A 12,427-nucleotide genomic window follows, 5' to 3' on the forward strand; every position below is an offset into this window, starting at 1 on the left:
AATGAAAATAAGGAGATAGGTCCCGAATACGGGTCCTATCATGACTTGATATGTAACTTGAAATAGGGTACGTTGAATGAAACTTTAATCGCTTATCGTCTTTATATGGACCTAGGGCATTTATGCTCGCAGGTGAGAATTGGGTCCTCTTTTGGCGGAACTTTGGGAACTTGGGGAACGTTTTGACGTATTGCACGGTATTGTGAATAGGATTGCTTTAGAATTAAAGCCATTGGCGATTATGTTCAAGAAAGTGGAGTGAAGATATGAGTCCTTTAAATCCAGAGGGTAAGAATGAACGTGAACCCTATGTAGTAACAAGCAAGGGACATACGGCGGTGGCCATTAATGCGGCTGCCAAAGCAGGAGAATGGATAAAGAGCAGACAGGGTCTCGTGAAGGAGCTGAATACAAAAACTTCAGCACAAGATCTGGTTACGGAAGTTGATAAAGGCGTTGAGCAAATGATTCGCAGGCTGATCCTGACACATTTTCCCGACCATGCCATTCTCGGGGAAGAAGGGGTTTCCCCGGGAGCAGCAGCGGCTACCGCTGCATTGGAAGAAGCTCGTGAGCATGAATATTTGTGGATTGTAGATCCTGTAGATGGTACGACTAATTTCGTACACGGATTTCCTTTTTACTGTGTCTCCATAGCATTGGTGATTCGCGGTGAACTAACTGTAGGCGTTATTTATGATCCGACTCGTGATGAAATGTTCGTCGCTGAAAAAGGAAAGGGAGCTTACATGCACGGTGTCCCTACCTCGGTCTCTACGGAGACTGATTTTGGGGACAGCCTGATTGCTATGGGCTTTCCGCCGGATCGTGAGTTTGCACAACCTGTGAATATGGCCGGACTGCAAAGTATTCTTCCGCAGATTCGTGGTATTCGTGCCGGAGGCGCGGCTGCTCTACATTTAGCTTATGTGGCGGCAGGCCGTGTAGATGGCTATTGGGAAGTGGGCTTAAGCCCTTGGGACTGTGCAGCAGGAGTACTGCTTGTACTTGAATCAGGAGGCAAGATTACGGATACCCTAGGACGTTCATATGATATTGGTACACGCCATGTAGTAGCAAGTAATGGCCACATTCACGAATATTTGGTTTCGTCACTGAAGAATGCTGAAGCAACAGGATATAAGCTTTAGGGAGGACGATACAGCATGAGTGAGAAGGATGATTTGGAACGCAAGCTGAGCGAAATTTTGGTAGATGGTGAGATGGAACAAGGCGATCGTACGGCTAAGGAAATCCGGGAAATCTCACCTAAATATGAAATTCGTATTCAGACTACGCTCGATCCTATTGTGGAAGAAACATTACGTTATCGTAAGATTGGATATGAGCTGGATGACCGTTATGATAAATATCTGGAGCGTGCAGGGCAGAAGTTAGAGTCAGATGAAGATTCAGACAATAATAGCCAGTGATTTGCGAGGGCGGTTTCCTGAATATAGGAGGCCGCTCTTTTGCGTTGCTATACTGGGATGGTAGAATGGAATTAGAACAATTTGGGAGGGATACGATGCTAGGCAATTGGAAAAAAATTTGGGCAGCTGGCATAAGCAGCCTTCTTTTGTTATCTGCGCTGATTAGCGTAGGAGCAGGCACGGCAAATGCGGCTGACACGACTGCAATACAAGACTCTGGGCAAGATGTCTTTCGCATCGTAGCTCTAGGTGATTCCATTACTGCTGGCTACGAGCCAGGAATGACGGACGTGAATACTAAGCCATACGGCTATGCGGAGAGATTGCTTGAGCAGGGCTGGTATCATGGCAGAAGTACACTTACTAATTATGGTATTCTAGGGCTGACTACGGCCGGATTACGTAATTACACAGGAGCGATCAAGGATGGTTCAGTGATTACTGTTGAAGGAGTTCAGGCAGGTCTCCCAGATCCACGAATAGAGCAGTTCGTGAAGCTAACTCCGCAGATCGCAGCAGAGCTTAAGGAAGCTGATCTGATTACCATTACGATTGGTGGGAATGATGTAAGCAGTCTGTTCTTGCAGTTCAAGGAGCTGACGGATGCGGATTTCCAAACACAGCTGGACCAGCGGCTAGCGGATTATCAAACAAATGTGAAGGCAGTGCTGGAGAATATTCGTGCGGTAAGTCCGCAAACGACGATTATACTGGCCGATCAATATCAGCCTGCCCCTAAGGTTGCGCTTGGTCAAATGTACAACAGATTAATGACGGCAGCGGGCAAATTTACGGAAGCAGCGGATAGTGTAGCTGCAAGCGTGAACCAAGAGGGAGCGAAGGTGCTTGTAGCTCATGTTGCGGCTAAGTTTGCCGGGGTAGAAGGCTCGCTGACACATATTATTGGAGCAGGGCAAACTGATTTTCACCCGACGCAGCTTGGATACGAGACTATTGCTAAGGTCTTTGCGGAGTTACAATGGGGAGAGTATCGCGTTCCTACTGTAGCTACAATGGCTACTGCATCGGTACCGATGTCGATTGTAGTGAAGGGCGTGGAGTTGAATACACCCAATAAGCCTATCCTTAAAAATGGGCAGAACTTTTTGGCGCTAAAAGATATTCTAAATGCCGTGGGCGCAAGCGGGAAGTGGGATAACAAAACCTCCAGCGCTACCATCGTGTATGGTGGAAGAACCGTTGTGATCACCATTGGCTCGAAATTTATTAAGGTGAATGGAGAGAACGTGGCTATTGATACTCCAGCTTTTCTGCAAAAGGTAGGCAAGGAGGACAAAACCTACTTACCCCTTGCCGCTTTGGCGACAGGACTTGGATTCGATGTTAATTACAGCAGCAAACTGCGAACTGCTTTCATAAATCCATAAAGCTGCATACTATACATCATAAGAAATTAAATTAAGCCCGTAAGGAAAAGGTGGATGGAATATTGTCTAGTTCAAAATATAATGCTGAATATATCATCACCATGGATGATATAGTGCGGGAGGGTCATCCCGTACTTCGTACCGTAGCACAACCAGTGGAGCTTCCATTACAGGCGGAAGATCGTGAGGCTTTGCAATGTATGCTTCAATTTCTGAAGAACAGTCAGGACCCGGAGATTTCCGAAGAATATAAGCTGCGCTCTGGCGTAGGTCTGTCGGCGAATCAAATCGGACTGGAGAAGCGTATGTTCGCGATGTATCTTACAGACGAGAGAGGGCGGGCTGTAGAGCATGCTTGGGTTAACCCTAAGATCATAAGCCACTCCTTGTCTATGGTGTACTTACCAGAAAGCGAGGGCTGTCTGTCCGTTGATCGTCCCGTGCATGGCTTTGTACCTCGGTATGAAACCGTGAAGGTGAAGGGTTATGATCTGGAGGGCAAGGAGGTTGTCCTTAAATTTAAGGGCTACCAAGCTATCATCATCCAGCATGAAATAGACCATCTCGATGGGATTATGTTCTATGACCGAATTAACAAGGAGAACCCGTTTAAGCTGCCTCAGGGCGTGGAGATCCGGAACTTATATGAGTAGGAGAGTAACTCTGAATTAAAAAGCGGGCGACCTTACAGCGTAAAGCTGATGGTCGCTTTTTTTTTACCTATCGGCAAGATTATGATATTTCAAATATTTTACAAATGAATCGGAAGGATGTACCCTTACAATTAATAGATTTAAATTAGTAATAAGAGGAGGACCTTAAATGAACTGGAGCAGAATGCCAATTAGAGGATTCGCCAACGAATACAATGATGAGGTTAAAAAGATTGATGAGCAGATTTTGAGTCTGATTCAGGAACGTAAAGCTATAACAGGCAAGAAACGATTATCCCCTGATAGTAAGCTACTTGAGGAATGGGTAACTAGATTTGAGATGAACACTACTCAGATTGTGCAGCATTTGCATCTTATGAATGAAACTGTACCCAGAAGACAATATTGGGAGGAGCCTGGTTTATTGCTGGGAGTGCTTCCGATTGTGAAGCGGACGGTCGTTGAAGAATGTGAATATATACTTACGCATGCTATGCAGTATGAAGCCTTCAGCATAGTTACTGTGGAAATCAAATATTTAAAAGAAGCTGTAGGACATATCCATCTTCGAACGGCTTTAACGCTTGAAGTGGTGGGTGAGAATGAATATGAAGTGCAGCCGCATGGTGGTCATGGAGGTGGAGCGCATACACAAATGCAATTCTTGGTCGCCCCAACGCTGCCGGAGCATCTGGAGGGTGTAGAGTTTTCACTGGTACCTGGGAGCGAGCAAATGTTAAGACCGTTAATGACTGAGATTACGTTGGACAAGCAGGTGGATTTTACATGAGAGCAGTAGAATATTTGGATTTCCAAACGCTGTTAGCGGATGAAATCCATAGATAAAAGTGGTCACTATCGCTCACACTCTTACAAAACGCTTCTTTCTTTAACCCCTAGACTATATACGGTGTGTTTCTGCTTTTTGCGGTGTGAGCTACAGAGTTATTAGGGAAAACTCCCTGAAAATAACCTATATTCTCTGTAAATGAACAGAATTAGGGATTTCCTCCCTAAAAAATGGGGTAAGTTCTTTGTTTTCCGCTAAATCAGCTAAATTATAGGGAGGGTTTCCCTAATTATCTATTCAAGCTCCCTAACCCTTGTACTAAACTCCGGGAAGGTCCGGCGATACCTGTTACGTAGCCTAGAGAAATTGACGCTTGAGAACGGCTGGCTTAAGCTTGCCACAAGCTACAGAGGCAGGCCGTGGATGAGTAAAAATGCAGAGCAGCGATCCTCCAATATAGGAGAATCGCTGCTCTTTTAACATTTGCGGTTTATGGGACTGGGACAGCTCCTTAATCTATTCAGCTTTTTTTAGCTTATGAAGCACTGCCGTTTCAAAACAATCTTATTTCTCAGCCGCCATAGCGCGGAAGGATTCTTCAGCTGCGACAAGTGTAGCATCAATATCTGCATCAGTATGTGCTGTGGTCAGGAACCAAGCTTCGTATTTCGAAGGGGCAAGGTTAATGCCACGGTTCAGCATATGCCGGAAGAAGCTGGCGAACAATTCGCCGTCTGTATCCTGAGCCTCGTCATAATTCGTAACCGGATGATTACAGAAATGAGTGGAAAACGAACCACGGATGCGGTTGATTGTCAGTGGAATGCCATGACGGTCTGCAGATGCTTGAAGTCCATCGGCGAGGCGGATTGCAAGCCGATCCATTTCTTCGTATACACCCTCTGCACTCAGAACCTCTAAACAAGCAATCCCTGCAGAGATAGACGCAGGATTGCCCGCCATTGTGCCGGCTTGATATGCCGGTCCAAGTGGAGCTACCTGTTCCATAACATGCTTGCGGCCGCCGTAAGCGCCGATAGGCAGGCCGCCACCGATGATTTTGCCAAGTGCAGTAAGGTCAGGAGTAATGTCCTCATGATTATCCAGCCCCGCATAGGTTTGTGTAGAACCATAATGGAAGCGGAAGGCAGTAATGACTTCGTCATAAATAACAAGGGAGCCATTATCGTGAGCCAGCTTGCAAAGTCCTTCGAGGAAACCAGGCTTAGGCATCACCATGCCGAAATTCCCCACAATCGGTTCAACCATAACAGCTGCGACATCTTCGCCCCATTTCTCCAGCGCCTCTTTTAGGCTGTCCAGATCATTAAAAGGAACGGTGATTACTTCCTGGGCGATACTGCTTGGAACACCGGCACTGTCTGGAATGCCAAGTGTAGAAGGTCCGGATCCTGCTGCTACGAGCACCAGATCAGAGTGGCCGTGGTAACAGCCAGCGAATTTTACGATTTTGCTGCGTTTTGTATAGGCACGGGCTACACGGATCGTTGTCATAACCGCTTCGGTTCCGGAATTGACGAAACGTACTTTATCCATAGATGGAATGGCTTCTTTTAGCATTTTAGCAAGTTTAATTTCGAGCTGGGTTGGGGTTCCGTAAAGAACACCATTTTCTGCTGCTGTAGTAATTGCTTTGGTAATATGAGGGTGGGCATGGCCGGTAATGATCGGTCCATAGGCTTGGAGATAATCGATATATTCATTGCCGTCTTCATCCCAGAAGTGAGATCCACTGGCGCGTTTCATAAATACAGGTGCTCCGCCGCCAACGGCTTTGAAGGAGCGGGAAGGGCTATTTACACCTCCAACGATATGCTGGAGGGCTTCGTGATAAAGTTGTTCAGATGTGGAACGATTCATAATGTGATCATCCTTTCGATTGTTGGTGCTCAAGGGAACGGGCGAACAACGGTGTTTTCCGTTGTCCGCCCGTATTATACCAAGTCACAGCTTTGTGTACATGTGAACTTTGCTTGTCAGGCCCTTAATGGGTCCCGGCAGAACTGCTATTGGAGGTGTTCTCCGATGTAGGGGTTGGTGTTGGCTCAGGACCGTTTATGGTATCTTGTATAAATTCTTTTAGCTTCTTTTCGCTACGAATTCCGATAACCTGTGATCCGTCACTTGTAGTCTCCTCAGTGAGCAGATCCATTGGCGGAATTTGCTCACTGCCACCCATACTGCTATTATACCCTACGCTTGCCAGCTTCCACATATCATTAACTGACATATTGGTTTCAATATAAGGCGTAACCTGCGACAGGATATTTGGCAGCTTGACAATGGAGGTGGTGCTGATCAGCTTATCAGCCACAGCCTTGAGAAAACCGCGTTGGCGCTCGGTTCGAGTGAAATCGGAGGTAGCGTCATGCCGAAAGCGAACATATTGTAACGCCATGTTGCCGTCAAGATGCTGATATCCTTTTTTTAGATCAATATCATATTCCGGACCGTCTGCAACGGTTTTGTAGACCATATCTTTTTCGACTTCATAATCCACACCCCCAACGGCATCAACCAGCTTGATGAATCCTTGGAAGTCCGTGTAGACATAATATTGAATTGGGATACCGAGCAGATCGCTGACGGTCTGCATCGCAGTATTAGGTCCATAAATAATCGCTGTATTAATACGTTTCTCGCCATGATCTGGAATCGGAACGTACGTATCTCTCAGTATTGAAAATACACTGATTTTCTTCTTCACAGGGTCAAGAGAAGCGACGAGCATTGTATCTGAACGGGGGATTTCCCCTTTCTTCACACCTCGGGCATCTACACCCATTAATAGGATATTAACAGGCTCTGTACCTTCCCACTTAGGAGGCTCAGGGGTGTCGACATCAACGGTCTCTGCATTTTGAAAAGGGGAATCTTCAGTATTCGACATGCTACCAAGCTCATTGTAAATGGTTGTAATGTAGAAAATGGCCCCACCGATAATAAGGAGGAGTATAATGGCCAGCGTCCAAAGCAGCGGTTTCTTTTTTGACTTACCAGTCTTTGCGTGCCTTTTCTTTCTAGGTGGCATTTCTCGTTCTTCCTTTCGCATTCACGTTGACTACATTATAATTTCTTTTGGGGATACGTGCAATTTAGGAATAATTCCCCAATCTTAAGAAGGAGTGGATATATCTTGATCGAAGTAGCTATTGGACAAAAAGTACCCAATTTCACCCTTCCCTCTTCCAATGGGCATGAGGTTAGTTTGAGTGATTTCTTGGGCCGAAAGGTCATCTTATATTTTTACCCTAAAAATATGACACCAGCCTGCACGCAGGAGGCCTGCGAATTTCGTGACGCTTTTGATCAAATCACGGCGGTGGGTGCGGTTGTTCTGGGCATTAGTCCGGACTCTTTGGCATCACACGCTAAATTTACAGAGAAGCATAGTTTGCCCTTTCCACTGCTGTCTGATGAGGATCATAAGGTAAGTGAAATGTTCGGCGTATGGCAGCTCAAGAAACTTTACGGCAAAGAATTTATGGGAATTGTGCGATCTACTTTTCTGATTGATGAGCAGAGGATATTAGTGGAAGAATGGCGGAAGGTACGGGTAAAAGGGCATGTCGCAAACACGATAGCAGGAATAAGCGAATCATAAATTTTACTAATTACTTTTTATTGATGTCTATTACATTTTTAACAGCTTATATAAGGTGTTGTCATGATATAGTTTCCTCATAATTGCTTCAAATTTGGAGCAAGAAGAGGTGGTGGAGTGATAATGCTGCATATTGGGCTTGATATCGGATCAACTACTGCTAAATTAGTTGTCATAGAGCGGGACATCATTGTTTATCAAGACTATGTAAGACATTATAGCGATATTAAAAAAGCGGCCCTCTCTCTTCTGTCTGATGTACGTGACAGATTCCCAGAGAGGGGAGCTAGGCTTACTGTAAGCGGTTCCTCGGGTTTGTCTTTATCCAAATTAGGTGGAGTTCCCTTTATTCAGGAGGTGATAGCCTGCACGAAGGCGATCAGTGTGCTGATTCCGGAATGTGACACGGCGATTGAACTGGGTGGAGAGGACGCTAAGATAATATATCTTCGGGGCGGCATTGAGCAGCGTATGAATACAGCCTGCGCGGGCGGAACGGGAGCGTTCATCGATCAGATGGCAGCGCTGCTGCAGACCGATCCGGCAGGCTTAAATGTTTTGGCGGAGAAGCATGAGCGAATCTATCCTATAGCTTCACGCTGTGGTGTATTTGCCAAAAGCGATGTACAGCCGCTGCTTAATGAAGGAGCACGCCGGGAGGATGTGGCGGCTTCGATCTTCCAGAGTATCGTTAATCAGACGATTAGCGGTCTTGCTTGTGGACGTCCGATTCGAGGACGGGTGGCTTTTCTTGGCGGCCCGCTGACCTTCCTGCCTGCCTTGCGGCAGCGGTTTGCGGAAACGCTGGAGCTGGCGGCGGAGGATATCCTGTTCCCGGAACGCTCACAGTATTTCGTGGCGATTGGAGCTGCGCTCTCCGAAGCTGATCCAGTCGTATTGCCACTTTCAAGCTGGATCACGCGAATTGCGGCGGTTGATTTTACTGCGGATCGAGCTGCGGATGCTGAATTGCCTCCGCTTTTTGAGAATGCCGCTGAGCTTGCAGAATTTCGGCTTCGTCACGGCAAAGCCTCTGCAGCGAGATCAGATTTAGCCTTATATCGTGGACCTTGTTATCTAGGAATTGATGCCGGCTCAACCACAACTAAACTCGTGTTAACCGGTTCGGCTGACGAAATTCTCTATACCTTTTATGGCAGCAACAAAGGCAACCCGCTGCATTCGGTCAGCGATGCACTGAAGGAGATCTACCGGGTTCTGCCTGAAGGCTGCCATATCGCAGGATCATATGTGACAGGGTACGGTGAGGGGTTAATCAAGGCCGCTCTGCGGACAGATGGCGGAGAAGTAGAGACTGTTGCACACTACAAGGCAGCTTCCAAGTTCATGCCAGAAGTAGATTTCATACTGGATATCGGTGGTCAGGACATGAAGTGCATCAAAATCCGTGGCGGTGCTATCGACAGCCTTATGCTCAATGAAGCTTGTTCAGCCGGTTGTGGCTCTTTTCTGGAGAGCTTTGCCTCTGCCCTCGGACTTGGGATCGAGGAATTTGCCAAAACTGCACTCGAAGCGACTCAGCCTGTTAATTTGGGCTCGCGCTGCACGGTGTTCATGAACTCTAAGGTCAAGCAGGTTCAGAAGGAGGGCGCATCATTAGCGGATTTATCGGCGGGTCTTGCCTACTCTGTGATCAAGAATGCTCTGCAAAAGGTAATTAAAATCCGCAATCCGGAGGACTTAGGGCGAAATATCATCGTTCAGGGCGGTACCTTCTATAATGAAGCTGTATTGCGCGCCTTTGAGTCCTTGACGGGGCGGACGGTGGTTAGACCGGATATAGCTGGCGTAATGGGAGCTTACGGCTGTGCACTGATTGCGCGTGAGCAAGCAGGGGTTAACGGATCCAGTACGCTGCTTGGAGCAGAGGAGCTTGCCAGCTTTAAATATGAGGTCTCCTCAGGCCGCTGTGGCCGCTGTGGGAATAACTGTGCGCTGACGATCAGTCGTTTTCCGGATAAGAGCTTTTATGTGACCGGCAATCGCTGCGAACGCGGCGCAGGAGTCAAAAAAGAGAAAAATGTCCTGCCGAATCTGATGCAGTATAAATATGAACGGTTTTTTGAGTACGAGAGTTTACCGGAAACAGGGGCATGGCGGGGGACCGTCGGGATTCCGCGTACCATGAATATGTTTGAGAATTACCCGTTCTGGCACACTTTTTTCACCAAACTGGGCTATCGGGTGATTCTCTCCCCTAAATCAAGCAAGAAGCTTTTCGAAAGCGGAATGGATACGATTCCTTCAGAATCGATATGTTATCCTGCGAAGATGGCGCATGGACATGTGCAAAGCCTGATCGGTAAAGGTGTCGATTTTATTTTTTATCCAGCGGTGGTGTATGAGAAAAAAGAAGATGAAGCTGCGGATAATCACTTCAATTGTCCAGTGGTCGCCTCTTATCCCGAAGTCATTCGCAACAATATGGATGGGTTAAAGGACAATGGAATCAAGCTTGTCAGTCCATTCCTGACCTTCGATGATATTTCTGCGCTGACCAAAGGGCTGGTGAAGACATTTACCAGCATTCCGCGAGAAGAGATTGCGTCCGCGGTGCAGGCGGGACTTACAGAGGCTGATAACGCCAAAGGTGATGTGCGTACCAAAGGGGAAGAGACCCTTGTGTACCTAGCTGATACTGGAACCAAAGGAATCCTGCTCTGTGGACACCCTTATCATGCCGATCCTGAGATTAATCACGGGATAGCGGATATGATAACCGGGATGGGACTCGTCGTGCTGACAGAAGATTCTGTCTGCCATCTGGACCACAGCGAAGGGGATGTGGCTGTTGTTAATCAGTGGACCTACCATGCCCGGATGTACCGTGCAGCCCGCCTTGCTGCAGTCCGCTCGGATCTGGAGCTTGTTCAATTGACTTCCTTCGGCTGTGGGATCGATGCGATCACTTGTGATGCCGTACAGGATATTATGGAAAGACATAACAAGGTATATACATTGATCAAAATCGATGAGATCAGCAATCTTGGTGCAGCGCGCATTCGGCTTCGTTCATTGCTGGCGGCAATGCGTGAGCGTGAAAAAGGTAAGGTAGTGCCGCAAAAGCCGCCAAAAGTGCAGGCTAATGTGTTATTTACAAAGGAAATGAAAGAGACCTATACCATTCTTGCGCCACAGATGTCGCCTATTCATTTTGAATTGTTTGAGCAGGTGTTTCGCGATGCCGGATACCGCCTGAAGATACTTGAGACGACCGGACCCGAAGAGACAGAAGAAGGTCTGAGATACGTTAATAATGATGCGTGTTATCCGGCAATTGTGACGATTGGCCAGATTCTGTCGGCGCTGAAAAGTGGGGAATACGATCCGGATCGTACTGCTGTGATTATGTCACAGACGGGTGGCGGCTGCCGGGCTACGAATTATATTTCTTTGCTGCGCAAAGCCTTAAAGGATTCAGACCTTGAACAAATTCCGGTGATTTCACTCAACGCTTCAGGGATGGAGAATCAGCCGGGTTTCCGTATCAGTCTTAAGCTGGCGAATCGGTTGATAGCTGCCGCTTGTTATGGTGATCTTATGATGCGGATGTTAAATCACTTTAGGCCGCATGAGGTTGTTTCAGGAAGTGCGGAAGTTCTATTCCGCAAAGGGATGGAGCGTTGCAAGGCAATCTTATCCAACTTTTCATTCCGAGAATACAAACGCCTGATTCGTGAGATTGTTGCAGAGTTCTGCAAGCTGCCCGTTACAGGTATTACTAAACCAAGAGTAGGCATTGTCGGTGAGATCCTGATCAAATTCCATCCGGATGCCAATAACCGCATTATAGAGATGATCGAGGCAGAGGGCGGGGAAGCGGTAATGCCGGACTTCCTGGATTTCATTTTCTATTGTGTATATAATCCGATCTACAAAGCTGAGCAATTCGGCAAAAGCAAACGGCTCGGCTATATCAATCCCATGCTGATCTCTTATCTGGAAATTTACCGTAAGCCGATTAAGGTTGCCTTTGAGGATGCGGGGCTGGCTAAAGGACGGGAGAATATTTATGGTCTTGCCGAGAAGGCCAGCCGACTGGTGTCCGTAGGGAATCAGATGGGTGAGGGCTGGTTTTTAACCGCAGAAATGATGGATTTGTTGGATAATGGTGTGAACAACATCGCCTGTATTCAACCGTTCGCGTGCCTGCCCAACCATATCACCGGGCGTGGGATGATTAAAGGTCTTAAGGAATTATATCCGGGTGCAAATATCGTGGCGATTGACTATGATGCTGGAGTTAGCGTAGTCAACCAAGCGAATCGGATTAAGCTGATGATGTCAATTGCCAGCAGCCAGGAAGAGACTAAGCCATCTAATTTAAAACTGCAGGATAAGCCTCAGCAGCAGACTTTACCTGAAAGTTCATACAGCTTAACCTGAGCATTGTTCAGACGAAAAAGCGGGCCAAGGATCTACCTTGGTTCGCTTTTTTTATGCTTTGTGCACTTATGTATGATTTTCATGTTTTTCCTGCAATATAAAATTAACTTTCAGAAAGTTACAGCAAAATA

9 protein-coding genes are annotated in these 12,427 nt (G+C 46.9%); 7 read left to right on the forward strand and 2 right to left on the reverse strand.

What is annotated here, in order from left to right; translation table 11 throughout:
* Positions 1-266 precede the first annotated feature (266 nt).
* The 5 genes from MHI32_RS03420 (at position 267) to MHI32_RS03440 (ending at position 4,264) form a co-directional block, all read left to right on the forward strand.
* Positions 267-1,151 (forward strand): inositol monophosphatase family protein, encoded by an 885-nt coding sequence (locus MHI32_RS03420; protein WP_036679857.1) that lies wholly within the window; start codon positions 267-269, stop codon positions 1,149-1,151.
* A 15-nt stretch (positions 1,152-1,166) separates the two neighbouring features.
* Positions 1,167-1,433, forward strand: a complete 267-nt coding sequence (locus tag MHI32_RS03425; RefSeq protein WP_340011880.1) for a hypothetical protein — start codon at positions 1,167-1,169, stop codon at positions 1,431-1,433.
* 65 nt (positions 1,434-1,498) lie between these two features.
* Positions 1,499-2,821 carry a stalk domain-containing protein gene (locus MHI32_RS03430; RefSeq protein WP_340011881.1) on the forward strand — a complete coding sequence of 441 codons (1,323 nt, stop codon included), beginning with the start codon at positions 1,499-1,501 and terminating at the stop codon, positions 2,819-2,821.
* Between the two features lie 101 nt (positions 2,822-2,922).
* Entirely contained in the window at positions 2,923-3,474 is a 552-nt protein-coding gene (def, locus tag MHI32_RS03435; RefSeq protein ID WP_036679906.1) for a peptide deformylase, read from the forward strand.
* A gap of 169 nt (positions 3,475-3,643) precedes the next feature.
* Positions 3,644-4,264 (forward strand): hypothetical protein, encoded by a 621-nt coding sequence (locus MHI32_RS03440; protein ID WP_076130525.1) that lies wholly within the window; start codon positions 3,644-3,646, stop codon positions 4,262-4,264.
* 564 nt (positions 4,265-4,828) lie between these two features.
* Here MHI32_RS03440 and MHI32_RS03445 read toward each other — a convergent pair.
* Positions 4,829-6,145, reverse strand: a complete 1,317-nt coding sequence (locus MHI32_RS03445; protein ID WP_076305529.1) for a glutamate-1-semialdehyde 2,1-aminomutase — start codon at positions 6,143-6,145, stop codon at positions 4,829-4,831.
* 124 nt (positions 6,146-6,269) lie between these two features.
* Positions 6,270-7,316 (reverse strand): LCP family protein, encoded by a 1,047-nt coding sequence (locus MHI32_RS03450; protein WP_076282484.1) that lies wholly within the window; start codon positions 7,314-7,316, stop codon positions 6,270-6,272.
* Between the two features lie 105 nt (positions 7,317-7,421).
* Between MHI32_RS03450 and bcp the strand changes: the two genes are divergently transcribed.
* Both bcp and MHI32_RS03460 read left to right on the forward strand, forming a co-directional pair.
* Complete coding sequence (gene bcp / locus MHI32_RS03455; RefSeq protein WP_340011882.1) at positions 7,422-7,889, forward strand: thioredoxin-dependent thiol peroxidase; 468 nt, start codon at positions 7,422-7,424, stop codon at positions 7,887-7,889.
* A gap of 123 nt (positions 7,890-8,012) precedes the next feature.
* Positions 8,013-12,296, forward strand: a complete 4,284-nt coding sequence (locus tag MHI32_RS03460) for an acyl-CoA dehydratase activase-related protein (protein WP_340012697.1) — start codon at positions 8,013-8,015, stop codon at positions 12,294-12,296.
* The last annotated feature ends 131 nt before the right edge of the window (positions 12,297-12,427 follow it).

The organism is Paenibacillus sp. FSL H7-0690 (assembly GCF_037980415.1).
GTDB classification, from domain to species: Bacteria; Bacillota; Bacilli; order Paenibacillales; family Paenibacillaceae; genus Paenibacillus_AQ; species Paenibacillus_AQ odorifer.

What these genes read in the sequence shown, in the direction of transcription:
- MHI32_RS03460 (WP_340012697.1), top strand. Translation starts at nt 8,013, where the DNA reads ATGCTGCATATTGGGCTTGATATCGGATCAACTACTGCTAAATTAGTT.
- MHI32_RS03430 (WP_340011881.1), top strand. Translation starts at nt 1,499, where the DNA reads ATGGAATTAGAACAATTTGGGAGGGATACGATGCTAGGCAATTGGAAA.
- MHI32_RS03450 (WP_076282484.1), bottom strand. Translation starts at nt 7,316, where the DNA reads ATGCCACCTAGAAAGAAAAGGCACGCAAAGACTGGTAAGTCAAAAAAG.
- def (WP_036679906.1), top strand. Translation starts at nt 2,923, where the DNA reads ATGGATGATATAGTGCGGGAGGGTCATCCCGTACTTCGTACCGTAGCA.
- MHI32_RS03440 (WP_076130525.1), top strand. Translation starts at nt 3,644, where the DNA reads ATGAACTGGAGCAGAATGCCAATTAGAGGATTCGCCAACGAATACAAT.
- MHI32_RS03425 (WP_340011880.1), top strand. Translation starts at nt 1,167, where the DNA reads ATGAGTGAGAAGGATGATTTGGAACGCAAGCTGAGCGAAATTTTGGTA.
- MHI32_RS03420 (WP_036679857.1), top strand. Translation starts at nt 267, where the DNA reads ATGAGTCCTTTAAATCCAGAGGGTAAGAATGAACGTGAACCCTATGTA.
- MHI32_RS03445 (WP_076305529.1), bottom strand. Translation starts at nt 6,145, where the DNA reads ATGAATCGTTCCACATCTGAACAACTTTATCACGAAGCCCTCCAGCAT.